The sequence below is a fragment of the Sporanaerobium hydrogeniformans genome, from assembly GCF_002735925.1.
GTDB lineage: Bacteria > Bacillota > Clostridia > Lachnospirales > Cellulosilyticaceae > Sporanaerobium > Sporanaerobium hydrogeniformans.
In genome coordinates, this window is sequence record NZ_PEDL01000001.1 from 216,333 (window position 1) to 241,387 (window position 25,055).

The 25,055-nt window shown below is 35.8% G+C and carries 20 protein-coding genes; 19 read left to right on the forward strand and 1 reads right to left on the reverse strand.

Annotation, left to right across the window (positions count from 1 at the left end; genetic code table 11):
* The first annotated feature begins 3 nt into the window (after window positions 1-3).
* The 6 genes from leuD to CS063_RS01040 all read left to right on the forward strand — a co-directional run bounded on the left by leuD (window position 4) and on the right by CS063_RS01040 (window position 7,340).
* Window positions 4-492, forward strand: coding sequence for a 3-isopropylmalate dehydratase small subunit (leuD, locus tag CS063_RS01015; RefSeq protein WP_099447859.1), 489 nt, complete (start codon window positions 4-6; stop codon window positions 490-492).
* Between the two features lie 99 nt (window positions 493-591).
* Window positions 592-1,674, forward strand: a complete 1,083-nt coding sequence (gene leuB, locus CS063_RS01020) for a 3-isopropylmalate dehydrogenase (protein WP_099447860.1) — start codon at window positions 592-594, stop codon at window positions 1,672-1,674.
* Between the two features lie 80 nt (window positions 1,675-1,754).
* Window positions 1,755-2,633, forward strand: a complete 879-nt coding sequence (ilvE, locus tag CS063_RS01025) for a branched-chain-amino-acid transaminase (RefSeq protein WP_099447861.1) — start codon at window positions 1,755-1,757, stop codon at window positions 2,631-2,633.
* Between the two features lie 124 nt (window positions 2,634-2,757).
* Window positions 2,758-4,419 (forward strand): dihydroxy-acid dehydratase, encoded by a 1,662-nt coding sequence (gene ilvD / locus CS063_RS01030; protein WP_099447862.1) that lies wholly within the window; start codon window positions 2,758-2,760, stop codon window positions 4,417-4,419.
* Between the two features lie 11 nt (window positions 4,420-4,430).
* Window positions 4,431-6,095 carry a biosynthetic-type acetolactate synthase large subunit gene (ilvB, locus tag CS063_RS01035; RefSeq protein WP_099447863.1) on the forward strand — a complete coding sequence of 555 codons (1,665 nt, stop codon included), beginning with the start codon at window positions 4,431-4,433 and terminating at the stop codon, window positions 6,093-6,095.
* Window positions 6,096-6,278: 183 nt separating this feature from the next.
* Complete coding sequence (locus tag CS063_RS01040) at window positions 6,279-7,340, forward strand: ADP-ribosylglycohydrolase family protein (RefSeq protein ID WP_099447864.1); 1,062 nt, start codon at window positions 6,279-6,281, stop codon at window positions 7,338-7,340.
* Window positions 7,341-7,444: 104 nt separating this feature from the next.
* Here the strand turns inward: CS063_RS01040 and CS063_RS01045 are convergent, their stop codons facing one another.
* On the reverse strand, window positions 7,445-8,119 hold the full coding sequence (locus CS063_RS01045) for a DUF2225 domain-containing protein (protein WP_099447865.1): 675 nt from the start codon (window positions 8,117-8,119) through the stop codon (window positions 7,445-7,447).
* A gap of 692 nt (window positions 8,120-8,811) precedes the next feature.
* Here CS063_RS01045 and CS063_RS01050 point away from each other — a divergent pair.
* From CS063_RS01050 to tpiA, 13 genes are all read left to right on the forward strand, one after another.
* The gene (locus CS063_RS01050) at window positions 8,812-9,261 is read left to right on the forward strand and encodes an RrF2 family transcriptional regulator (protein ID WP_099447866.1); all 450 of its coding nucleotides are present in this window, start codon (window positions 8,812-8,814) and stop codon (window positions 9,259-9,261) included.
* Window positions 9,262-9,280: 19 nt separating this feature from the next.
* A complete protein-coding gene (gene nifS, locus CS063_RS01055) occupies window positions 9,281-10,459 on the forward strand; it encodes a cysteine desulfurase NifS (RefSeq protein WP_099447867.1) in 1,179 nt (392 codons plus the stop codon).
* A gap of 50 nt (window positions 10,460-10,509) precedes the next feature.
* A complete protein-coding gene (nifU, locus tag CS063_RS01060) occupies window positions 10,510-10,965 on the forward strand; it encodes a Fe-S cluster assembly scaffold protein NifU (RefSeq protein WP_099447868.1) in 456 nt (151 codons plus the stop codon).
* A complete protein-coding gene (gene mnmA / locus CS063_RS01065) occupies window positions 10,928-12,040 on the forward strand; it encodes a tRNA 2-thiouridine(34) synthase MnmA (RefSeq protein ID WP_308415396.1) in 1,113 nt (370 codons plus the stop codon). The genes nifU and mnmA overlap by 38 nt, the downstream gene beginning before the upstream one ends.
* A 233-nt stretch (window positions 12,041-12,273) precedes the next feature.
* On the forward strand, window positions 12,274-13,947 hold the full coding sequence (locus tag CS063_RS01070; RefSeq protein WP_099447869.1) for a Na/Pi cotransporter family protein: 1,674 nt from the start codon (window positions 12,274-12,276) through the stop codon (window positions 13,945-13,947).
* A 150-nt stretch (window positions 13,948-14,097) separates the two neighbouring features.
* The gene (locus CS063_RS01075) at window positions 14,098-15,030 is read left to right on the forward strand and encodes an AAA family ATPase (RefSeq protein ID WP_099447870.1); all 933 of its coding nucleotides are present in this window, start codon (window positions 14,098-14,100) and stop codon (window positions 15,028-15,030) included.
* A 14-nt stretch (window positions 15,031-15,044) separates the two neighbouring features.
* Complete coding sequence (locus CS063_RS01080) at window positions 15,045-16,274, forward strand: DUF58 domain-containing protein (protein WP_099447871.1); 1,230 nt, start codon at window positions 15,045-15,047, stop codon at window positions 16,272-16,274.
* Window positions 16,238-18,637 carry a transglutaminase-like domain-containing protein gene (locus tag CS063_RS01085; RefSeq protein WP_099447872.1) on the forward strand — a complete coding sequence of 800 codons (2,400 nt, stop codon included), beginning with the start codon at window positions 16,238-16,240 and terminating at the stop codon, window positions 18,635-18,637. The genes CS063_RS01080 and CS063_RS01085 overlap by 37 nt, the downstream gene beginning before the upstream one ends.
* A 151-nt stretch (window positions 18,638-18,788) precedes the next feature.
* On the forward strand, window positions 18,789-20,471 hold the full coding sequence (locus tag CS063_RS01090; protein ID WP_099447873.1) for a Na/Pi cotransporter family protein: 1,683 nt from the start codon (window positions 18,789-18,791) through the stop codon (window positions 20,469-20,471).
* A gap of 257 nt (window positions 20,472-20,728) precedes the next feature.
* Window positions 20,729-21,760 (forward strand): sugar-binding transcriptional regulator, encoded by a 1,032-nt coding sequence (locus tag CS063_RS01095; RefSeq protein WP_099447874.1) that lies wholly within the window; start codon window positions 20,729-20,731, stop codon window positions 21,758-21,760.
* 122 nt (window positions 21,761-21,882) lie between these two features.
* A complete protein-coding gene (gene gap / locus CS063_RS01100; protein ID WP_099447875.1) occupies window positions 21,883-22,896 on the forward strand; it encodes a type I glyceraldehyde-3-phosphate dehydrogenase in 1,014 nt (337 codons plus the stop codon).
* A gap of 132 nt (window positions 22,897-23,028) precedes the next feature.
* Window positions 23,029-24,243, forward strand: a complete 1,215-nt coding sequence (locus CS063_RS01105; protein ID WP_099447876.1) for a phosphoglycerate kinase — start codon at window positions 23,029-23,031, stop codon at window positions 24,241-24,243.
* A 57-nt stretch (window positions 24,244-24,300) separates the two neighbouring features.
* On the forward strand, window positions 24,301-25,044 hold the full coding sequence (gene tpiA, locus CS063_RS01110) for a triose-phosphate isomerase (RefSeq protein WP_099447877.1): 744 nt from the start codon (window positions 24,301-24,303) through the stop codon (window positions 25,042-25,044).
* Window positions 25,045-25,055 lie beyond the last annotated feature (11 nt).

The window sequence follows — 25,055 nt, forward strand, 5'->3', positions numbered from 1 at the left end:
ATTATGAATGCAAAAGGAACCGTATTTCGCTATGGCGATAATGTAGATACAGACGTTATTATACCTGCACGTTATTTAAATACTTCAGATCCTAAAGAATTAGCTAAATATTGTATGGAAGATATTGATGCAGACTTTGTAAAAGAAGTTAAAGAAGGCGATATCATTGTAGCGGATAAAAACTTTGGTTGTGGCTCTTCTCGTGAGCATGCACCTATTGCGATTAAAGCAGCAGGTATCTCTTGTGTCATTGCAAGAACCTTTGCACGTATTTTTTACCGTAATGCTATTAATATTGGTCTTCCTATCGTAGAGTGTGAAGCAGCAGCAGATGGTATTCGTAAAGGTGATGTAGTAGAAGTAAATTTTGATACAGGTCTTATTACTAATGTGACAAAGGGTGAAACTTACCAAGGGCAGCCTTTCCCAGAATTTATGCAAAAAATCATCAAGTCTAATGGACTTGTTAATTATATTAAAGAAAACAATTAGGGTGTTTTATTCTTAGAAAAGCCATTGAAGAGGGGATTTATAGAGCCTTGAAAAGACATGATGAAGAGGCTTGCAAAAGTATGAAGGAGGATAAAAGGGATGAATTTTAAAATTGTCACACTTCCAGGTGATGGAATTGGACCTGATATTGTTACAGAAGCTGTTAAAGTATTAGATAAAGTGGGAGAAGTTTACGGTCATACGTTTACATATGATGAGCAAATGATGGGTGGAGTAGCTATTGATCATAAAGGATCTTCTCTTCCACAAGAAACCATCGATGCTTGTCTTCAATCAGATGCAGTGCTTCTAGGTGCAGTAGGTGGTCCTAAATGGGATAACTTACCCAATGGAGATCGCCCAGAAAAAGGACTTTTAGGTATTCGTGGTGCACTTAAATTGTTTGCAAACCTTCGTCCAGCTGTGCTTTATCCACAGCTTAAACACGCTAGTCCATTAAAGGAAGAAATCATTGGGGATAGTTTGGATATTCTTATTGTAAGAGAGCTTACAAGTGGTATTTATTTTGGAGAAAAACAAAAAGTAGTATGTGAAGAAGATGATAGTAAAACATTTGCTTCTGACCTTGAAAAATACACAGTGGCAGAAATCGAACGCATCACACGTGTTGGGTTTGATGCAGCTATGAAACGTAGCAAAAAAGTGTGTGTAGTAGATAAGGCCAATGTGCTTGAATCTTCTAGGCTTTGGAGAGTAGTGGTTAATCGTGTAGCTAAAGATTATCCAGAAGTAGAATACTCTTTTATGTATGTTGATAACGCAGCGATGCAGCTTGTTGTTAACCCTAAACAGTTTGATGTGATTGTTACTTCTAATATTTTTGGGGATATTCTATCAGATGAAGCAAGTATTATTACAGGTTCTATCGGTATGCTTGCATCAGCTTCTCTAGGAGAAGGGTCACTTGGACTATATGAACCAAGCCATGGTAGTGCGCCAGATATTGCAGGTCAAAATAAAGCCAATCCCATTGCAACCATTCTTTCAGCAGCTATGATGCTTCGTTATTCACTGAATTTAGAAAAAGAAGCTGTAGCCATTGAAAAAGCGGTTATGAGTGCTTTAGATGCAGGCTACCGTACAGGTGACATTATGAGTGCTGGTATGAAGCAAGTAGGAACAAAAGAAATGGGCGAGCTAATTGTAAATGCTATTCAATAAGTAAGAGCTAATCAAGTAGTAAAAATAAAAATAATGCAAGAAAGGTGCCACACAAAAAGTGACAGGTTAGGTGAAGGAACATGGGTAAACGTATTATTTATTTAGACGGTGAATATGTAAATGAAGACGAGGCAAAGATTTCTGTCTTTGACCATGGTGTGCTTTATGGAGATGGTGTATTTGAAGGGATTCGTGCTTATAATGGACGGATATTCCGCTGTGAAGACCATATTGACAGACTATATGAAGCTGCTAAAGCCATTATGTTAGATATTCCACTTTCTAAAAAAGAAATGACAGAGGCCCTTTTAGAAACTTGTAGAAGAAATGATTGTAAGGATGGTTATATTCGTTTAGTTGTTACAAGGGGAAAAGGGGATTTAGGTCTAAGTCCTACAAAATGTCCTAAGCCTTCTATTTTCTGTATAGCTGGAAGCATCACACTTTATCCAGAAGAAATGTATACAAAAGGGATGCCGCTTATTACAGCAACCCAAAGACGTAATAAAGCAACCATTGTAGATCCACAAATCAAATCGCTTAACTATCTAAATAATATCCTAGCTAAAATTGAAGCCAATCGTGCAGGAGCAGCGGAAGCTCTTATGCTGAACCATGATGGTATTGTAGCAGAATGTACAGGGGATAATATTTTTATCGTAAAAGACAATGTCATTTATACACCTCCTATCTATATTGGTATTTTAGATGGAATCACAAGACGTACTATAATAGAACTTGCAAAGAAGCTAGGCTATGAAATAGTAGAGAAAGAGTTCACACTTTTTAATGTCTATAATGCAGATGAGTGTTTCTTAACAGGTACAGCAGCTGAGGCTATTCCAGTGACAACAGTAGATGGAAGGGTGATTGGAGAGGGTGTAGCTGGACCGATTACCAAAGCTTTACTTGCAGCTTTTAAAGAGTATGCTAATAGCAATGGAACGGATATTTTTTAATAGAAAATCAAACAGGGGAATAGCATTTTGCTAACTTCCCCTTGTTTACTAATGTAGGAAGCCTTTTGGAATAACTAGAAGTTTCCTTGTTTTAAAAAGAAAAAAGAGTAAAGGAGAATAGAAGATGAAGAGTGATCGTGTAAAGTTAGGCGCAGCAAGGGTACCCCATCGTTCATTGTTTAAAGCAATGGGATATATTGATGAAGAAATAGATAAACCACTTATAGGAGTAGTTACAGCAAAAAGTGAGATTGTACCAGGGCATTCCCACTTAGATAAAGTAACAGAAGCTGTAAAAACAGGCATACGTATGGCAGGAGGAACACCTATTGAAATTCCAGCAATTGGTGTATGTGATGGTATTGCTATGGGACATGAGGGAATGAAATATTCACTTGTAACAAGGGAACTCATTGCAGATTCCATTGAATGTATGGCAACAGCTCATGCTTTTGATGGTCTTGTACTGGTACCTAACTGTGATAAAATCGTACCAGGTATGCTCATGGGGGCTGCACGTATGAATTTGCCAACCACACTTGTAAGTGGCGGTCCAATGCTTGCAGGGACAGTGAATGGTAAAAAAACAAATCTTTCAGTAACCTTTGAAGCTGTAGGCGCTTATAATGCAGGAAAGATATCTGAAGAAGAGCTTAGGGAGTATGAAAACCATGCATGTCCAGGCTGCGGCTCTTGTTCAGGGATGTATACAGCAAATAGTATGAACTGTATGTGTGAAGTATTAGGTATTGCACTTCCAGGAAACGGTGCAACACCAGCTGTTTTTGCAGAACGTATTCGTTTAGCAAAATATACAGGTATAGCGGTTATGGATATGCTTGCTAAAGATATTAAAATTTGTGATATCTTAAATGATAAAGCCTTTAATAACTCTTTAACTGTTGATATGGCACTTGGCTGTAGTACAAATACGATGCTTCATTTACCTGCTATTGCACATGAAGCAGGCGTACATATCAATTTAGATATGGCTAATGAAATTAGCTCTAAGACACCTAACCTCTGTCATCTTGCACCAGCAGGACATCATCATATGGAAGACCTTCACTTTGCAGGTGGTGTAGCAGCTGTTATGAAAGAGCTGACCAAGCAAAAACTTTTAGACACTTCTTTAATGACTGTAACAGGTAAAACGATTGCTGAAAATCTGGAGAAAGTAATGAATAAAAACCCAGAGGTGATCCGTCCTATTGAAAATCCCTATAGTGTAACAGGAGGTATTGCTGTTCTTAAAGGAAATCTGGCAGAGGATACTTGTGTTGTTAAACGTTCAGCTGTTGCACCTGAGATGCTTGTGAACAAAGGAAAAGCAAAAGTATTTAATAGTGAAGAAGAAGCTATAGTAGCTATTGATGGTGGTAAAATTGAAAAAGGTGATGTAGTCGTTATTCGCTATGAAGGGCCAAAAGGTGGTCCTGGTATGCGAGAAATGCTTCAACCTACAGCTTGCCTTGCTGGCATGGGACTTGATAAAGATGTAGCACTTATTACAGATGGACGTTTTTCAGGGGCTACAAGAGGTGCCTGTATTGGGCATGTTTCACCAGAAGCAGCAGAGGGAGGACTTATTGCACTTGTAGAAGATGGGGATATTATTAGCATTGATATGAATGCCTGTACGATCGAATTGGAAGTAGATGAAGAAACACTAGCAAAAAGACGCATGAACTGGGTAAAACCAGAGCCAAAAGTAACTAAAGGTTATTTAGCACGTTATGCAAAACTTGTATCATCTGCTAATACAGGTGCAATCTTTAAATCATAAGGGGGAGAAGCATGAACATAAATGGATCGCAAATACTGATAGAATGCTTAGTTGAACAAGGGGTAGATACTGTTTTTGGTTACCCTGGAGGCCAAGTACTCAATATTTATGATGCACTCTATAAAAATAAAGACCGTATACGTCATATCTTAACTGCCCATGAGCAAGGTGCTTCTCATGCAGCAGATGGCTATGCAAGAGCAACAGGTAAAGTAGGGGTGTGTATTGCTACCTCTGGTCCTGGGGCAACTAATTTAGTGACCGGTATTGCTACAGCGTATATGGATTCAGTGCCGATGGTAGCTATTACTGGTAATGTGCCTACACCTTTATTGGGAAAAGATAGTTTTCAAGAAGTAGATATTTCCGGGATAACGATGCCTATTACAAAACACAATTATATTGTAAAGGATGTAACGAAACTAGCGGATACTATTCGTGAAGCTTTTTATATTGCCCAGTCAGGTAGACCGGGTCCTGTACTTATTGATATCCCAAAGGATATTTCTGCCCAATTCTGTGAGTATGAAGTAGAGAAACCAAGACCCATCGGACGTACAGTGCATCGTATTAAGCAGCAAGATATAGAAGTAGCTGTAAGCTTACTTAAAAATGCCAGAAAGCCTTTTATTTATAGTGGAGGAGGCATCATTCGTAGTGATGCTCATGAGGAGCTTTTACAGTTTGCAGAGAAACTTCAAGCACCTGTAGCTACTTCTCTTATGGGGATTGGTGGTTTTGCAGAAACCCATCCCTTAGCAACTGGTTTAATAGGTATGCATGGTAGCAAGGCTTCTAATTTAGCAACGACAGAATGTGACTTACTCATTGCGCTTGGAGCAAGATTTAGTGACCGCGTTATAAGTGATGTTTCTAAATTTGCACCACATGCTAAGATTTTACATGTAGATATTGATCCAGCAGAGGTAGGAAAGAATGTAAAGGTTTATAGCTCAGTTATAGGAGATGTAAGAGAAATTCTAACCACTTTTATCAGTCTTATTCCTCAGATGGAACATGATGCATGGATTGAGCAAGTAAGAGCTTGGAAGGAAGAATTCCATTTTGATTATCAAAAGGATGAAACCCTAAGACCAGAGTTTATTCTTGAAAATATTTATGACCAAACACAAGGAGAGGCCATTATTACAACAGAAGTAGGCCAACATCAAATGTGGGCTGCACAGTTCTTTAAATATACGAAACCTAAAACTTTTATTAGTTCAGGTGGGCTTGGAACAATGGGTTATGGAACGGGAGCCAGCATCGGGGCACAAATTGGCAAACCGGAAATGCAGGTTGTACATATTGCTGGTGATGGTTCTTTCCGCATGAATTGTAATGAACTTTCTACTATCGCATACTATAATATACCTGTTATTATTGTTATTATGAACAATGCGACTTTAGGTATGGTACGTCAATGGCAGACTAAATTTTATGAAAAACGTTATGCAGAAAGCACCTTAGATAGAGGACCAGACTTTGCACTTCTAGCACAGGCTTATGGGGTGACTGGTTATACAATTACATCACAAGAAGAATTTAGTAGGGCATTTAAAGAAGCATTAGAAAGTAATAAGCCTGCTGTATTAAACTGTCAGATTGGTATTGATGAAATGGTATTACCTATGGTAGCACCTGGTGCAGCCATTCATGATTTAATCTTGGAATAAGTAAATTGAAATAAAAGGTATAGAAGCTAAAGATAAGAATTAAGCTTCTGTACCTTTTTGTTTTGGCTAATATCTACAAAAAAGCACTAAAACAAATAATTATTTTATACTTATTGAAAAATAACGATTTAATTGTTAAACTTAGGATAAGTAGAAAATAGGTAGCAGCTGGAGGGATGTTTGATGAAGAGAACGGTACAGCATTTTTACGGATGTTTGATGGGAGGGGCTATTGGAGATGCATTAGGAGCACCTATAGCTTTTATGAAATATGACATGATACAAGGTTTATACGGTGAAAAAGGGTTGGAATATTTAATTATTCCTCAGGGTATACCTCAAGCGTTTATTTCTGACCATACACAAATGACTTTATTTACAGCAGAAGGTCTTTTAAGAAGTAAGGTAAAGGCACATAAGAATCAAGAACCGCTTGATTTAAATACTACTTTGAGAGGTGTATTTAGAGCTTATTTAAGGTGGTTATATACTCAAGGGTTAGCAACACCTCATTGGAATGCTAAAGATTATGATGGTTGGCTTATTAAAGTAAAAGGCTTACATGCTTATAGAGAACCTGGTTTAACAAGTATTACTACTTTAGGAAGAGGGGTTATGGGATCTATTAAGAAGCCAATTAATGATAGTAAAGGGTGTGGTGGAATTATGCGTATTTCACCTGTTGGCCTTATTGAAGGTGAAGAGAAGGTTTTTGACATGGGAGCGAACATAGCGGCGATTACCCATAGTCATCCAACAGGTTATTTAGCGAGTGGTACCCTTGCAACAGTTATTCATTATTTGGTTGAAGGACAAGAAATAGAAGAGGCTATCAATAAGGCTTTTTGTATTTTAAAAGGGCAAGAAAAGAGTGAAGAATGTGTAGGAGCTATCAATAAGGCACTTGAATTAGCTGCAAGTGGACAGCCTACAAGGGAGAAGCTTCAAAGTTTAGGGCAAGGCTTTTTAGCAGAAGAAGCTTTAGCTATGGCAATTTATTGTGTACTGAGTTATCCAAATGATTTTATGGCAGCACTACGATTAGCTATTAATCATGATGGGAATAGTGGGACAATAGGAGCACTTACCGGTAATATTTTAGGAACTTATGTAGGTATAGAAAACATCGATGTTAATTTTATTGATAAAGTAGAATTAAATAAAGAGATTCAATTAATAGCAGAGGATTTATGGAAGGGATATGAGGATACATCAGAATGGGAGATGAAATACCCAGCATGGTAAAAGTAAAAGGCTAAGATGTCTAAGGGAACAGACTCCTTTAGAACTTAGCCTTTTTAGATAAAAATGAATGCATATGTAAGCGTAGTATTATTTAAAGTATTAAGTTATTCTTGATTTAAGATAGTTTTCAAATCAAGAGCTCGGTCTTTGACGCGTTCAGAGATACCTGCTGTTGTTAATACAGAACCTAGATATTTTTTTGCTTCTATAGGCTTGCCTAATTTATAGGCAAGAGCTGCTAACATATACATGGTAGTAATTTCATCTAAGCCTAAAATAGGAAAACGTTCAGTAGAAAGAGCAGTGGAAAATCCATCATAGGCCCTTTCTAAAAAAGCTATTTCATTTTCTGTATCCTCTAAATCCCTATAAAGCCAAGCAATATGAAGAGCGATATAAGCTTGTTCACCTACTTTGCCTTTTTTGGTAAGACAGGCAAGCAAGGCCATTTTATGCTTGTAAATGGCTTCTTCTGTTGTTACGAACTCACTAAAGGTATGGGATTTATAGTTAGAACAAATCTGGTTACGAATCCATTCCTTTTGCTTAGGAAGAAGTGTGTCAAAGTTTTTACTAGTTGCAGCATACCCACAAAATTCACAAAATAAGATATCGTAAAGTAAAGGATTTACCAAACTATAGTGAGGATAAAGATCTAAATCTACAGATACAACTTGGTTTTTACCAAGCTTGATGGTTTTTGAGGTAAACTTACGATTACATACAGGACAAACATAAGACTTATCATAAAGAACGTCTTTTAAAGAAGTATTACTCATTTTAATTCACATCCTAACGTATAATGATATACATAAGTATACTACTATAAATATAGCATATTTTACTAAATATAAAAATACGTTTAAAGAATTTAATAAGAGTCAAAAACAAACAAAAAAAATGAAAAGAATGAAGAAAAAGGAACCTTTTAGGAGAGTTATTGCATAAACTATTAATAAAATAAATAGCACACTTTTTAAGGTAATGCATATGATATAGCATAGAGTTGTAAAATGGTAGAGTATCCCCTTTTTGAATAAAAATTTAAATGATTAAAATAATGAGCTTCAGATTTATAAATCCTTTTCATATCAAAAGATAGTCCTACTCCTCAAATGGGGCCAAATGAGGAGCAGAAGTTACTAGTAGGTAGTATATTTTTAAATATATTATTTATTAAGTCTAAAGCTCATTTAATTATATAACTCCTAAATATATTAAAGAATATGCAAATCAAATAAAAAATATGTATAAGAGACTATGAAAAGACGTCACCCTACCTATTTTAGCAAGAGCTTTAAGAAGAATTTTGCTAAAATAGATAGGGTAGAGGTTTTGACATAGTCTCTTATGCAGTTGTTAAGAAAAAATAAAAGACAAAAGAATAAATGGGTATATTGACAAAAAAACAGGGGAATGATATGCTACAAATATAATTCCTAGGAAATAACTAGGGATTGGAGGTGGACAAATGAAATTATCAACTAAAGGGCGTTATGGCCTACAAGCAATGGTTGATTTAGCGGTTTATTCAAAAGAAAAGCATGTTTCTCTGAAAAGTATTTCCGAGAGACTTTCATTATCTGAAAATTACTTAGAACAGCTTATTGCATTACTTAAGAAAAATGGACTTGTCTCCAGTGTAAGAGGTGCTCAAGGGGGTTACTTTTTAGCAAAACCACCTGAAGAGATTACCATCGGAGAGATATTAAGAGCTTTAGAAGGCTCTTTAGCACCTACAGATTGTACATGTGAAAGCAATACAGTACACTGCGCTTTAAATGGTAAGTGTGTAACCCGTTCTGTATGGGAAAAAATTAGAGACAGTATTAACAAAGTTGTTGATAATATTACGTTAAAACAGCTCATGGATGATTATGAAAAAATAAATGAAAATGCATCAAGTATTTATTACATTTAAACACTAAGGAGTGAGCAATATGAATAAAATTTATTTAGATAATGCTGCAACGACGCCTGTTAAAAAAGAAGTTTTAGATGCAATGCTTCCTTATTTTATGGAGAGTTTTGGAAATCCTTCAAGTGTCTATCAAATTGCTCAAATCAATAAAAAAGCAGTAGATGAAGCACGAGAACAAGTAGCTAAAACACTAGGTGCAAATGCAAATGAAATCTTTTTTACTAGCGGAGGTTCAGAAGCAGATAACTGGGCACTTAAAGGAATTGCTGAAGCCTATAAGGATAAGGGTAATCATATTATTACCTCTAAAATTGAACATCATGCCATTTTGCATACCTGTGAATATTTAGAAAAAAAAGGGTATGAAGTAACCTATCTAGATGTAGATGAGAAGGGCATGATTACACCAGAGGCAGTTGAAGCAGCTATAAAAGAAAATACAATTCTTATTAGTATTATGTATGCAAACAATGAGATTGGTACGATTAATCCTATATCTGAAATTGGTAAGATAGCTAAAGCACACCATATTATTTTTCATACAGATGCAGTGCAAGCAATGGGGCAAGTAAGGATAGATGTAAAAGAGCAAAACATCGATTTACTTTCTCTATCTGCTCATAAAATCAATGGACCTAAAGGAGTGGGTGCTCTCTATATTAGAAGGGGACTTAAAATAGCTAACCTTATTCATGGTGGAGGTCAAGAAAGAGGTCGCCGTGCAGGAACAGAAAATGTGCCCGGTATCGTTGGATTAGGTAAAGCTATAGAACTTGCTTATGAGGATTTTGATGCAAAGATAGAAAAACTTACTGTATTACGAGATAAGCTAATTGATGGATTATTAGAGAAAATTCCTTATACGCGTTTAAATGGCCATCGCATACAGCGTTTGGCGAATAATGTCAACGTAGGTGTGGAATTTGTAGAAGGTGAATCTTTACTCCTTTTATTAGATATGAATGGTGTAGCAGCATCAAGTGGTTCGGCCTGTACGTCAGGTTCATTAGATCCATCTCATGTTCTTTTAGCCTTAGGTATTCCACATGAAAAGGCCCATGGTTCTATCCGCTTTACACTAGGTGGTATGAATACAGAAGAAGAAATTGATTTTGTGCTTGAAAAAATGCCTTCTATCGTAGAGAGAATGCGAAGCATGTCGCCACTTTATGAAGACTTCTTAAACAAAAACAAATAACTATGAAAACAAGACGATAAAAGAGATAAAAAATAGACGAGGTGAACTTTATGTATAGTGAAAAAGTAATGGATCATTTTATGAATCCTAGAAATGTAGGTGAAATTGAAGATGCCAGCGGTGTAGGAACTGTTGGAAATGCCAAATGTGGCGATATTATGAAAGTCTATCTTAAAATAGATGAGGGTATCATTACAGATGCAAAATTTAAAACCTTTGGTTGTGGTGCAGCTGTAGCTACAAGCTCTATGGCAACTGAACTTGTTATTGGAAAAACTATTGAAGAAGCTCTTAAAATCACTAATCGCTCAGTAGCAGAAGCTTTAGATGGACTTCCACCTGTTAAAATGCACTGCTCACTTCTTGCTGAAGAATCGCTGCATGCAGCACTTTGGGATTATGCAAAGAAAAACAATATTACAATTGAAGGGTTAGAAGAACCAGTAGCAGATGTACATGAGCACGATCATGACCATGAAGAAGGTTCTGGGTGTTGCAATGCCTAATGCAGTAAAGAAGAAAGTTGTTGTGGGTATGTCTGGTGGGGTAGACAGCTCAGTAGCAGCCTATCTTTTAAAGCAGCAAGGTTATGAGGTTATTGGGATTACTATGCAGATTTGGCAAAAGGATGCACCTGAAGATAAAGATGGTGGGTGCTGTGGACTCTCAGCAGTAGATGATGCAAGGCGTGTCTGTCAAAAGCTTGAAATTCCTCATTATGTAATTAATTTTAGAGATGACTTTAAAAAGCATGTTATTGATTATTTCTTAGAGGAATATCAAAACGCACGTACACCTAATCCTTGTATTGCCTGTAATCGTTATGTAAAATGGGAGTCTATGCTTCACAAAGCACTTCAAATCGGTGCAGATTACATTGCTACAGGTCATTATGCAAGAGTGATACAGAATGAAAAAACAGGACGTTATACCTTGAGACAATCCAAGACTTTAGCAAAAGATCAAACTTATGCGCTCTATAATTTGACGCAATATCAACTAGAGCATACGTTGATGCCACTTGGAGAATATACAAAAGATGAAGTACGTGCTATTGCAAAAGAGATTGGTTTAGCAGTAGCAAGTAAGCCAGATAGTCAAGAAATCTGTTTTGTACCAGATGACGATTATGCACGTTTTATTGAAGAAGAAACTGGAAAGAAATCACCAGAAGGTAACTTTATCACGAAGGATGGAACGGTGATTGGAAAACATAAAGGTCTTATTCACTATACCATTGGTCAACGTAAAGGGTTAGGACTTTCTATGGGTAAGCCAGTCTTTGTCACCCAGCTTAATCCAGAAGATAATACGGTTGTTATCGGACAAAATGAAGATATTATGACGACAACGGTCTATGCAAATAAGGTAAACTTTATGCCTTTTGAAAAGTTAGAAGGAGAACTTAGATGTACAGCTAAGATTAGATATAGCCATCAAGCTGCACCTTGTACCATTAGAATGCAGAGTGACGAGATAGTCATTTGTGAGTTTGATGAAAAACAACGTGCAGTAACACCAGGACAAGCCATTGTCTTTTATGATAATGAACTGGTCTTAGGTGGTGGAACGATGATGTAATATAAGGGAACCTATAAAAGGGGTTAAGTAGAAAGGCTACTTAATCCCTTTTATAGGTTCCTTTTTTAACTTCATAATCAAAAAAGAAAAGAAATATAAAAAGCTAAGACTTCCGGATATTTCCAAATGCCTTTCAGACATTTTAAGTAAATCAGGTTATAAAATCTTTTGTAAGGTGAGATATTAATAGATAATGAGTCATTTGTAATTAAAGTAAGCTATGGAGGCAGAGCATGAGCGAGATAAATTGGTTAGACATAGGACTTCAGTTTTTAGGAGGCTTTGGCCTTTTCTTATTTGGGATGAATTTTATGGGAGAGGGGCTTCAAAAAGCGGCAGGAAGCAAGATGAAAAATCTATTGGGCATTTTAACAGCAAACCGCTTTTTAGGTGTATTAGTAGGTGCTGGGGTGACTGCTCTTATCCAAAGCTCTTCTGCTACAACCGTTATGGTGGTTGGATTTGTTAATGCAGGTCTCATGTCTCTTATGCAAGCTGTAGGTGTGATTATGGGAGCCAATATTGGTACCACTATCACTGCTTGGATTGTTTCACTAGGTGAATGGACAGAATTCCTAAAGCCCTCTGTACTTGCTCCTATTTTCATTGCTATAGGTGTAGTTAGGCTGATGTTTGCCAAGAAGGATGGGGCAAAAAGTATAGGTCAAATTTTATTAGGCTTTGGTACTTTGTTTTTAGGACTTGATATGATGAGCGGGGCTGCTAAACCACTGAGTACTTTAGAAGAGGTAAAAACGTTATTTACCACATTGGGTTCTCATCCTTTCCTTGGTATTTTAACAGGTACTGTGGTAACAGCCATTATTCAAAGCTCTTCTGCTTCGGTAGGAATTTTGCAAGCACTTGCTTTAGCGGGTTTAGTACCTTGGAATTCAGCTATTTATATTATTCTGGGACAAAACATAGGAACTTGTGTGACAGCTATTTTATCAAGTATTGGAGCAAATATAAATGCTAAAAGAGCTGCATCTATTCACTTTTTATTTAATTTAATAGGATCTGCTATTTTTGCAATTATAGCCATTATTGTTTTTCGTTTTTGGCTTCCTAACATAGGAAGAACTACTATTCGTGTAACAGAAATCAGTATAGTTCATACGGTATTTAATATTCTTAATACGCTTATTCTTTTTCCTTTTGCAGGTGGTTTAGTGTATTTGGCAGAGCATTTGGTAAAGGGAAGACGTGGGGAGGAAAAGGAAAATGGACTTCAACATTTGGATGAACGTATTTTAGAAACACCTTCGTTTGCTATTGAAAATGCAACGAAAGAAGTAGTACGTATGGGTAAATTAGCAGAAACGAATGTAAAAAGAAGTATGGCTGCTTTATTTGAGAAAGATAAAGAAAAAGCACATCAGGTTTTTGAGACCGAAAAAGTCATTAATGAATTGCAACATGGCATTAATGCTTATTTAATTAAACTGAGCAATGCACCTCTTTCAGAAACAGAACAGCTTGTTGTAACAGGGCTTTTTCATGCAGTAAGTGATATTGAGCGAATTGGCGATCATGCAGATAATATTGGTGAGTTAGCTGAAAGTGCGATTGAAAAAGACTTAAAGTTTTCAGATGCAGCCCAAAAAGAATTACAAACTATTTCTAAACAAGCTATTCAATGTCTTGAGTTGGCATTAGATGCCTATGCTACAGGTGATTATGCATTAGCCAAAAAAGCTTTGCCACTTGAGGAAGAAGTAGATAGATTAGAAAGCAAATTACGTTCAAGACATATGAAACGTTTGGCAGAGAATGTATGTGATACTTTTTCAGGTGTTGTATTTCTTGATACAATTAGTAATATTGAACGTATATCTGATCATGCTATTAATATTGCTGAGTTACTTTTAGATGAAAATAAATGTATTGCTCTTTTTGAAGAATAACAAGCAGTTCGTAAGTTAAGCTTCCTTAAATTTAGAGATTAAATTTTCTAGTTTTTAAGGAGGCTTTTAAAATGTAAAAAAATAAATTAAGCCTATTCATAATTATTCTGAATTGTTATAATAATCTTATAAAAAAAGAGGGGGAAAGTTATGAATAGTCAAGAACAACTTAATAAACTTATTAATCATATAGAGCAGGTAGTAGTAGGAAAGAGAGAGGTTATTAAGCTAGTACTGATAGCACTCTTAGCAGAAGGACATTTATTGATAGAAGACGTGCCTGGGGTGGGAAAAACAACACTAGCAAATACTTTAGCAAGTAGCATTGCATGTTCTTTTACACGCATTCAATTTACACCAGATACTTTACCGAGTGATATAACAGGGCTTTCGATTTACAATTTGCAATCTGGACAATTTGAATTTGTACAAGGAGCTATTATGAGTTCTATTGTACTAGCGGATGAGATAAATCGTACATCACCTAAAACACAAGCTAGCCTTTTAGAAGCGATGGAAGAAAGGCAAATAACAGTGGATGGCAAAAGTTATAAGTTGCCAAAACCTTTTATGGTAATTGCTACTCAAAATCCTATAGATTATTTAGGAACGTATAACTTACCAGAAGCTCAAATGGATCGTTTCTTGATGAGAATCTCTATGGGATATCCCAGTAGCTTAGATGAAAAGCAGATGATTAAAAATTTCCTAGGAAATAAAGGACGTAAAAAAATAGATGCAGTATTAGATGTAGCTAGCCTGTGTAAGATGCAGGAAGAGGTAAAAGAAGTAGCAGTGAGTGATGATTTAATAGGTTATATTTATGAAGTAGTTTATCAAACACGTCAGCATGAGGCGATCCAGCTAGGCGTAAGTCCAAGAGGAAGCTTGGCTCTTATACGTGCAGCACAAGCTAAAGCTTATGTAAGTGGCAGGGACTATATTATTCCTGATGATATTGTGGCTATGATTGACCCAGTACTTCAGCATCGTCTATTATTAGCACCTGAAGCTACCATCAATAGACTTACACCAGAAAAGATACTTGGGCAAATTGTAGGAAAAATTAAAATACCTATTTAGTAGGGGGAAAGCTTGTGGTTAGAAATCGTATACTCTTAAGTATAAGCCTTATATTATCAGTCATTTTTGTAAGTTTTTATGGAGGTACAACAGCTTATCTTCTCTTTTATAGTTTAGTAATTTTACCAGTGATTGCATGGGGATATACAGCGTATGTTTACTTACGTCTTCATTTTTATCAAGAGGTAGGACAAAGAAAAGTAGTAAAAGGTGAATTAGTACCTTATTACTTTAAACTAGTAAATAAAGATTATCTTACATATTCACATATTAAGTTATATTTTCATCAAGAATTTTCCACTATTCAAGCAGATGCGTTAGAAACGGTATATTGCTTATTGCCAGGAGATGAAATAAAAAGAGAAACAATGCTATGTTGTAAATACCGAGGGGAATATGCAGTAGGGGTAAAAAGTATAGAGATTACAGATTTTCTCTATTTGTTTAGAGTAAATTACCCAGTAATGTGGGGACCTAAATTAACAGTTTTACCTAAGGTTTGTGAATTAGAGCAATTAATGCTGACAACTTTAGATGAAGATCCCAAAACACTCTCTTATCATATGGGGGGAAGGGAGGGTTTTTTAGAAAGTGATGTAAAGAAATACACAGGAGGGGAGCCAAGAAAATTTATTCACTGGAAGGCATCTGCTAAAAAAGGTGAAATTCTCGTACGTCAATATACAGAGCCTATGGAGCTTAGTCAATACCTGTTAATGGACTTAAGACGTTTAGAGGGAGAAGTTTTTGAACAGGTCGTGCGAGAAGATTGCCTATTAACAGGAGCTTTAAGTCTAGGTTGGTATTATCAAAATAGGCATATTCAATACGAAATAGTATATGAGCAAAATGGGATAAAAGAGTGTACAATTCATAATGAAAAAGATTTTTGGCAATTTTATAAGCGTACAACAGACTTTAAATTTTACTCTGACCTTTCTATAGGGACTTTGCTAAAAAGAATTAGAACCTCTCAAAGTTTCAATGACGTTTATGTACTCACTTCTTTGCTAGATGCTGAATTAGGGTGTGCTGTTTTAGAACAGATAAAAAAAGGGAATAAAGTAACTATTTTACTTATTATTCCACATTTGGATGAAAAAGTGTATGCATTAAAAGAAGAACTAGAGAACCAAGGTATTAAAACGTATATCATACATCATCAAGAACACCTCTATGAAATTCTTAAAAGGGGGGAGGAGGGGAGATGTTCAAAGAAAGAAGTGTTATTTTCTATGAGTTAATAAGTTGTATGCTTTTAGCCAGTGGTTGGATGTTAATTGGGCAGGATTATGGAGCATTTTATCTACATTGGGCCACCATATTTGGTTTAGTGGCAGGATGCATAGGGATAATTAAGTTAATAGATTATTATAAAAAAGAGTTATTACTGTATTTGATACTCCTGATGGTTATAATAGGGAGTCTTTTATTCCTAAAAAGTTTTTCTCTTCAACTAGGGAAAACATTAAAAGAAATAATACAGTGGTATAACACCTATGATGGTAAAATAGAAAATTATCATAAAGGCTATGGCTTTATCTTATTTACAGCTTTTACTTTTGGGGTTAGCCTAGGGAGTTATATAATCCATAAGGAAAGTCGTCTTAAAACAATAGTAGCAATAGGAAGCTTTATCTTTTTAATAGGTTGTACGTTAAAACAGTATTATCAGCCGAGCCTAAGTGTAAACCTTCTTTTTTGTTTTTTAATATTTACACTTTTAGAAGTAGGGGCTAAATGGAGTGATAAAGAAATCGAAATCCGTAAGAGTAAAGAGGGTGTTATTTACTTGATGCCAATTGCTTTAGTTATAGTTGGTATAAGCAGTTTGTTTCCAGCTAGTAATGAGCCAATGGAATGGAAACGTACAAAAGCACTATTGCATACGATGAAGGAAGGGGTATTGACTCTAAAAGAGGAAATAAATTATTTAGTAGGGAGAGGTGGAGGTGAATTTACTTTAGGTTTTAGCGGAGAGGAAGAGGAAAGTACTTTAGGTGGAGAAATTAAAGTACAAGATCAAACGCCTCTTTATGTAGAAATGGATAGGAAGACATCAGGTACTCTCTATTTAATTGGCAGTGTAAAGGATTGTTTTACAGGTACAGGTTGGAAAAGGAGTAAGGAAAAATTACCATGGCAAACAGAAGAGTACATACTGGATTTATATGAGTTTTATTATGGCATGGTAGGAGAAGATATTTCAAAGCTTGTAAAACAAAGAAATGCACGTATTGAATACCGTACTATTAAGACAAAAAGCGTTTTTTATCCTCTTAAAACCAGTAGTTTTGAGAGGGATAAAAAAACAATTGAGCAAGAAGAAGCGGATGCCACAATACGGACTCATCGTGCGCAAGGTAAAGGAAGTAGTTATAGGATATACTTTACAGAATTTAATCTTGGTAGCGAAGAAGTACAAGAAAAGCTCAGAGCTTTACAAGGATTTTCTTATGCCGAACAGGGACGAAAGCTTGATGTAATTTTATTAAGAGAAGAACTAAAAGGAAGAGTAGAACGAAAGTTATTAGAAGCTAAGCTACCAAAGGAAAACTTATCAGAAGTATTTACCAAGCGAGCGGCATTTATAAGAAAAAATTATACAGCTCTTCCAGAAGATTTACCTCAAACCATTCAGGTACTTAGTAAAGAAGTGACACAAGAGGCAACCACTGACTATGATCGCTTAAAGGCTATTGAAGCGTATTTAGATCATTATATTTACACCTTAAAGCCTGCTTTTGTGCCAAAAGATGAAAATTTATTAGAATATTTTTTATTTACAAGCAAAGAAGGCTACTGTACCTATTTTGCTACAGCAATGGCAGTTATGGGTAGGTGTTTAGGTATTCCTATGCGATATGTAGAAGGGTATGTAGTGGATTATAAAGAAAAAGTAGCAAGCAATGTATATAAAATAAGGAGTAAAAATGCCCATGCTTGGGTGGAGGCATATATAGAAGGAATAGGGTGGATTCCTTTTGAACCTACTCCAGCTTATAGGGAGGGGCGCTATGCACCTTGGCAAAAACAAGATGGATCCAGAAATAATTACTCTTCCTTTGTAGGAGAAGTTTCACTTACAGAAGAAGAAATGCGTCAGGAAATACAAAAAAAGGCTCAAGAGCAAATAGAAGATAAAAAGTTTTTTTCACCTATACCTATTAAAAAGTTAATGTATTTAGGGATTAAGTTAATTATTTTCTTGATTGTATTGGTCTTAGGTTATTACACAGGTATAAAAAGCTATAAAAATCAAAAGTATAAAAAGGCAGACGAAAAAAGAAAACTAAATCTTATTTTTAGAGAGATTCTTTTTTATATGGATAGAAAAGGAGCAGGGTTAAGATTAGAAGAAACACTTCTTAACTACTTAAAACGAATAAGTAGAGACGAAAAGGGCTTGGTAGAGGAATTAGGTGAAATTATTTATGCCTATATGGCTATGAAGTATGGAAATAAGGAGATTTCCTCTGAAATTATTCAAAAAGCCGAAGTTTTTAAAAGGACATTACTCCAACAAATAAAAAAAGAGAAGGGACAAATAAAAGCAATTTACTATCAATTTACCTTTGTCTGGCAACAAGGAAAACAACTGAAATAAGGGGAAAGACGTAGTTTTTTTAAGAAGTTTAACCTATAGAGTACAAAATATGTCGTAAAAAATATTTTCCTGAAATAATAAATAGAACTTGTTTATCAAAATAGATAATGCTAAAATAAGTTGGTGTGAAAACTTGCTAGGGAGGTTAATGATGAACGAGATAAGTTGGCTTAGTATAGCATTAGGTTTTTTAGGAGGCTTTGGTCTCTTTCTCTTTGGGATGGAGTATATGGGAGAAGGGCTACAAAAAGCTGCTGGGAGCAAAATGAAAAACCTACTAGGTGTACTAACAAATAATCGGTTTCTAGGTGTACTTGTTGGTGCTGGTATAACAGCACTTATTCAAAGCTCTTCTGCAACAACAGTTATGGTTGTTGGTTTTGTAAATGCAGGACTCATGTCACTTGCACAAGCAGTAGGGGTCATTATGGGGGCTAATATAGGAACAACAATTACTGCATGGATTGTTGCTCTAGGGGAATGGACGAGTTTCCTCAAACCTTCAGTGCTTGCTCCTTTATGTATTGTCTTAGGTGTAGTTATGACCATGTTTGCTAAAAAACAACATATCAAACACATTGGTCAAATTGTATTTGGATTTGGTGCTTTATTTTTAGGACTTGATATGATGAGTCAGGCAGCAAAACCACTTGAAACTTTAGAAGAAGTAAAAAGTCTTTTTGTGGTATTAGGTGATAATCCTTTACTGGGTATTTTGGTAGGAGCCCTTGTAACAGCTATCATTCAAAGCTCTTCAGCTTCAGTTGGTATTTTACAAGCTTTGGCAACAGCAGCTTTAGTACCTTGGAATTCAGCTATCTATATTATTTTAGGACAAAATATCGGAACGTGTATTACTGCTATTCTTTCAAGTATTGGTGCAAGTAAAAATGCAAAACGTGCAGCTATGATTCACTTCTTATTTAATTTTATTGGTTCAGTAGTATTTGCAATTATTGCATTTATTAGCTTTAAACTTTTAGTACCTAATTTAGGCGCAGTGAGCATTGAAGTGACACAGATAAGTATTGTACATACAGTATTTAATGTAGTGAATACCATTTTGTTATTCCCATTTGCAGGAGTACTTGTTTATTTAGCTGAAAGAATTATTTCAGGTGGAGAAGAGGAACTAGAAGGCGAACTTCAGCATTTAGATGAACGTATCATAGAAACACCTTCCTTTGCAGTAGAAAATGCTGTTAAAGAAGTGGTACGTATGGGAAATTTAGCAGAGCAAAACGTAAAGACTGCCATGGAAGCTTTGCTTGAAAAAAAAGAAAATAAGATTGAAGAAGTCTACAAGCGAGAGAAAATCATTAATCAATTACAACATGGTATTAACCATTATTTAGTGAAGCTCTCGAATTCACCTATCTCAGAAAAAGAACATTCTATTATTACAGGATTATTCCATACGGTTAGTGATATTGAGCGTGTAGGTGACCATGCTGAAAACATTGCAGAATTAGCAGAAATTCTTATCAAAGATGATTTATCACTTTCAGAAATCGCTCATCAAGAATTACAAGAAATTTATGAAGCAGCAGTAAGTTGTTTTGAGCTTTCTTTACAAGCCCATGAATTTGGTGATAAGACTATAGCTAAAAAAGCCATGCCTTTAGAGCAACAAGTTGACCGCTTAGAAGAGACATTTCGTTCACGTCATATTAAACGTTTGGCTGAAAATAAATGTAGTTCAGTATCAGGTGTAGTATTTTTAGATACAATCAGCAATTTAGAACGTATTTCAGATCATGCCTCTAATATTGCCATGACGATTTTAGATGAAAATAAATCGCTTACTACAGAAGAAATGACATTTTCAGTTTAAGTAAATTCAAAAGGTTTTGCAAATTTTGCAAAAACTTTTTTTGATGAACAAATCTTTTATAATAGACAGTGATAGGGTAAAGTATCAGCAGAATAAAGAAAACTCAAGTGGTTAATTTTTATAAAATAGAGAAATATAAATAAGAGTAGTTATAAATTTGTAAGAAAAATATTGATTAATGTTAAAAAATTTTATACAATACTAGTATGGGACGTAAAAAGACACTGTGGGTTAAAAATGTTCCCAAGGAGTGAAAAATGCAAAATTTAATAACTGCACTTGATGTATTTATTCCAGAATTTTCCCTCTTGTTTAAGATAAGGTATCATGTTCTACAGGTAGTAGCAGAACAAGGTCCTATTGGAAGACGAGGTTTAGCTATGGTACTCCAAGCTTCTGAGCGTATTATTCGCAAAGAAGTAGAGGTTTTATCTAGACAAGGCTTAGTAGAGATTTCTCACATGGGCATAGGGATAACCTGTGAAGGAGAAAAAATATTAAGCAGTTTATATTTACCACTTCAAGTATTAGAAGGAGCTTCTTTGTTAGAGCAAGAACTAGAAAAACGCTTAGGGATTAAACAAGTGGTTATTGTGAAAGGAAATGCAGATCAAGACGAAGAGGTTAAGAAAAGATTGGGTATGGCTTGTGCTAGCATGTTAGGGGGATTACTAAGAGATAATCTCAGCATTGCTATTACAGGTGGGACAACTATTGCAAAAATGGTAGAATTTATGCCCAGGCAGCATGGAAATTATAAAAACTTAATGGTTATGCCCGCAAGAGGGAGCGTAGGTGGACGTGCTGAATTTCAAGCGAATACTGTAGCAGTAGAGTTGGCAAAGAAAATAGGTGCGCAATATGAACTTTTCACCTTACCCGATAATCTTAGTAGTTCCTCGATTGAACTGATAAAGCAAGAACCGACTATACAAAAAGTGTTGCATAAACTCACTGAAACCGATATGATAATATTTGGTATAGGTAGTGCCATGAAAATGGCCAGACGGAGAAATGAGCCTTCAGAGGTCATTGAAAAGTTAGAAAGTAAAAAAGCAGTAGCAGAAGCTTTTAGGCATTATTTCGATACAGAAGGTAATATTGTGTATGCTTCACAGGCGATAGGAGTATCTCCAGCTATTGCAAAACAAATTCCTTTACGGCTTGCTATAGCAGGTGGTGAGTCAAAAGCAAGTGCACTTCTAGCCACTAGAGAGCTTATTGAAGGAGGCTATCTCATCATTGATGAAAGTGTTGCACAAGAAATAATTAAAAAATTAACGATATAGTGTAGAAAAAAAGCGTAAAAAGTTGTAAAATGAACAAGGTATCATATCGTTCCATTATGCAAATAATAAAATGAACGATTTGAATATAAAAATTAAAAGCAAATTTTAAGGAGGAACCAATAATGGCAGTAAAAGTAGCGATTAATGGATTTGGACGTATCGGACGTCTTGCATTTAGACAAATGTTCGGTGCAGAAGGGTATGAAGTAGTAGCAATCAATGATTTAACTAACCCAAAAATGTTAGCTCACTTATTAAAATACGATTCGGCTCAAGGTAGATATGCTTTAGCAGATAAAGTGGAAGCTAAAGAAGATTCTATCGTTGTAGATGGTAAAGAAATTAAAATTTATGCTGAAAAAAATGCTGCAGATCTTCCATGGGGAGAACTTGGTGTAGATGTAGTTCTTGAGTGTACAGGTTTCTATGTATCAAAAGCTAAATCTCAAGCACATATTGATGCAGGTGCTAAAAAAGTTGTTATCTCTGCTCCAGCAGGTAATGACCTTCCAACAGTTGTTTACAGTGTAAACGAAAATACATTAACAAAAGAAGACACTATCATTTCTGCTGCTTCTTGTACAACTAACTGTTTAGCACCAATGGCAGCTACATTAAACAAATTAGCTCCAATTGTTAAAGGTACTATGACAACAATTCACGCTTACACAGGTGACCAAATGACATTAGACGGTCCTCATCCAAAAGGAGATTTAAGAAGAGCGAGAGCTGCTGCTGCAAACATCGTTCCTAACTCAACAGGTGCAGCTAAAGCTATCGGTCTTGTTGTTCCAGAATTATCTGGTAAATTAGATGGTGGTGCACAACGTGTTCCAGTTCCAACAGGTTCACTTACAGAGTTAGTAGCTGTAGTAGATAAAGAAGTAACAAAAGAAGATATCAATGCTGCAATGAAAGCAGCTGCATCTGAGTCATTTGGATACACAGAAGAAGAATTAGTATCTTCAGATATTATCGGTATCACATATGGTTCTTTATTTGATGCAACTCAAACAAAAGTAACATCACTTGGAAACGGACAAACTTTAGTTAAAGTTGTTTCTTGGTATGACAATGAAAACTCATACACAAGCCAAATGGTTAGAACTATCAAATACTTCGCTGAACTTGCTTAATTTTTAGCAAACACATAAAGAAGTGATTATAAGATCCTAACAGGGTCCGGTCTTGTAGGTTAGACTTATAGGACTGGGCCCTTTTAGCTATTAATCAATACAAAATAATGGAAATTTGAAAGGAGAATTCTCATGTTAAACAAAAAAACAGTAGATGATTTAGCAAATCTTCAAGGTAAAAAAGTCCTTGTTCGTTGTGACTTTAACGTGCCACTTAAAGAAGGCGTTATTCAAAATTACAACCGTATTGATGGTGCAATCCCAACAATCAAAAAATTATTAGATCAAGGTGCAAAAGTTATCCTTTGCTCTCACCTTGGTAAACCAAAAGGGGAAGCTGTTCCTGAGTTATCTTTAGCTCCAGTTGCAGTAGCTCTTTCTGAAAGACTTGGCGTAGAAGTTAAATTCGTAGATGACGCTAAAGTAACAGGACCAGAAACACAAAAAGTGGCTGCTGAGCTTCAAGAAGGTGAAGTATTATTACTTCAAAACACGCGTTACAGAGTAGAAGAAACAAAATACGGTAAAGATGAAAATGCAGAAGCTTATGCAAAAGAGCTTGCAGCACTTTGCGATAACGAAGTATTCGTAAACGATGCATTTGGTACAGCTCACCGTGCACACTGCTCAAACGTTGGTGTAACTAAATTCACTAAAGAAAACGTAGTAGGCTACTTAATGCAAAAAGAAATCAAATTCTTAGGCGAAGCTGTAGAAAATCCAGTTCGTCCATTCGTAGCAATCCTTGGTGGTGCGAAAGTATCTGATAAAATTGCTGTAATCAACAACCTTCTTGATAAAGTAGATACACTCATCATCGGTGGTGGTATGGCGTATACATTCCTTAAAGCTCAAGGTCAAGAAGTAGGTAACTCTCTTCTTGAAGAAGACAAAATGGCTTATGCTTTAGAAATGGTTAAAAAAGCTGAAGAAAAAGGCGTTAAACTTTTACTTCCAGTTGACCACGTAGTAGGTAAAACATTTGCTAACGATACAGAAAGAGCTGTAGTAGACACAATCGAAGCGGGTTGGTCAGGCTTTGATATCGGACCAAAAACAATCGAACTTTACAAAGATGCTTTAGCTGGTGCTAAAACAGTTGTATGGAATGGACCAATGGGTGTATTCGAATTTGAAAACTTTGCAGCAGGTACACTTGCAGTATGCGGCGCAGTAGCTGATCTTGCTGATGCAACAACAGTAGTAGGTGGAGGAGACTCTGTAAACGCTGTTAAACGTCTTGGTTTTGCTGATAAAATGAGCCACATCTCTACAGGTGGTGGTGCATCACTTGAGTTCTTAGAAGGTAAAGAACTTCCAGGTGTAGCAGCAGCGGATAATAAATAAACATTAATTCTTAAAATCACTTGATTAAAACAATAAAACCAAAGGAGTGTTTGACAGATGCGTAAAAAAATTGTTGCTGGTAACTGGAAAATGAATATGACTCCAGCTAAAGCTGTAGAATTAGTAAATACTTTAAAAGACCAAGTAAACACAGAAGCAGTGGATGTTGTATTTTGCCCACCTTTTGTATGCCTTCCAGCTGTTCTTGAGGCAACTAAGGGAACAAACATTGCTGTAGGTGCACAAAATATGTACTTTGAAGAAAGTGGCGCTTATACAGGTGAAATTGCACCATCTATGCTTGTAGAGTTAGGTGTAAAATATGTGATTCTTGGACACTCTGAAAGAAGACAATACTTTGCAGAAACCAATGAAACAGTAAATAAAAAAGTATTAAAAGCCATTGAGCACAATCTTGTACCTATCATTTGTGTAGGTGAAAGCTTAGAAGAAAGAGAACAAGGCATTACTATTGACCTTGTACGTCTTCAAACTAAAATAGCTCTTAAAGATGTAAAAGCAGAAGATGCTAAAAAAGTAGTCATTGCTTATGAGCCTATCTGGGCTATTGGAACAGGTAAAACAGCTACTTCTATGCAAGCAGAAGAGGTATGTGCTGCTATCCGCACTGTTGTAGCTGAAATATATAGTAAAGAAGTAGCAGATGAAGTACGTGTACAATACGGCGGTTCTGTTAACGGAGGCAATGCTAACGAATTATTCAATATGGGCAATATTGATGGTGGTTTAGTAGGAGGAGCAAGTCTTAAACCAGAGTTTGCTTCCATTGTAAACTACTAAGATTAAGGAGA

Excerpts from the sequence above, each read along its gene's own strand:
- leuD (WP_099447859.1), top strand. The coding sequence starts at position 4 with ATGAATGCAAAAGGAACCGTATTTCGCTATGGCGATAATGTAGATACA.
- leuB (WP_099447860.1), top strand. The coding sequence starts at position 592 with ATGAATTTTAAAATTGTCACACTTCCAGGTGATGGAATTGGACCTGAT.
- ilvE (WP_099447861.1), top strand. The coding sequence starts at position 1,755 with ATGGGTAAACGTATTATTTATTTAGACGGTGAATATGTAAATGAAGAC.
- ilvD (WP_099447862.1), top strand. The coding sequence starts at position 2,758 with ATGAAGAGTGATCGTGTAAAGTTAGGCGCAGCAAGGGTACCCCATCGT.
- ilvB (WP_099447863.1), top strand. The coding sequence starts at position 4,431 with ATGAACATAAATGGATCGCAAATACTGATAGAATGCTTAGTTGAACAA.
- CS063_RS01040 (WP_099447864.1), top strand. The coding sequence starts at position 6,279 with ATGAAGAGAACGGTACAGCATTTTTACGGATGTTTGATGGGAGGGGCT.
- CS063_RS01045 (WP_099447865.1), bottom strand. The coding sequence starts at position 8,119 with ATGAGTAATACTTCTTTAAAAGACGTTCTTTATGATAAGTCTTATGTT.
- CS063_RS01050 (WP_099447866.1), top strand. The coding sequence starts at position 8,812 with ATGAAATTATCAACTAAAGGGCGTTATGGCCTACAAGCAATGGTTGAT.
- nifS (WP_099447867.1), top strand. The coding sequence starts at position 9,281 with ATGAATAAAATTTATTTAGATAATGCTGCAACGACGCCTGTTAAAAAA.
- nifU (WP_099447868.1), top strand. The coding sequence starts at position 10,510 with ATGTATAGTGAAAAAGTAATGGATCATTTTATGAATCCTAGAAATGTA.
- mnmA (WP_308415396.1), top strand. The coding sequence starts at position 10,928 with ATGACCATGAAGAAGGTTCTGGGTGTTGCAATGCCTAATGCAGTAAAG.
- CS063_RS01070 (WP_099447869.1), top strand. The coding sequence starts at position 12,274 with ATGAGCGAGATAAATTGGTTAGACATAGGACTTCAGTTTTTAGGAGGC.
- CS063_RS01075 (WP_099447870.1), top strand. The coding sequence starts at position 14,098 with ATGAATAGTCAAGAACAACTTAATAAACTTATTAATCATATAGAGCAG.
- CS063_RS01085 (WP_099447872.1), top strand. The coding sequence starts at position 16,238 with ATGTTCAAAGAAAGAAGTGTTATTTTCTATGAGTTAATAAGTTGTATG.
- CS063_RS01090 (WP_099447873.1), top strand. The coding sequence starts at position 18,789 with ATGAACGAGATAAGTTGGCTTAGTATAGCATTAGGTTTTTTAGGAGGC.
- CS063_RS01095 (WP_099447874.1), top strand. The coding sequence starts at position 20,729 with ATGCAAAATTTAATAACTGCACTTGATGTATTTATTCCAGAATTTTCC.
- gap (WP_099447875.1), top strand. The coding sequence starts at position 21,883 with ATGGCAGTAAAAGTAGCGATTAATGGATTTGGACGTATCGGACGTCTT.
- CS063_RS01105 (WP_099447876.1), top strand. The coding sequence starts at position 23,029 with ATGTTAAACAAAAAAACAGTAGATGATTTAGCAAATCTTCAAGGTAAA.
- tpiA (WP_099447877.1), top strand. The coding sequence starts at position 24,301 with ATGCGTAAAAAAATTGTTGCTGGTAACTGGAAAATGAATATGACTCCA.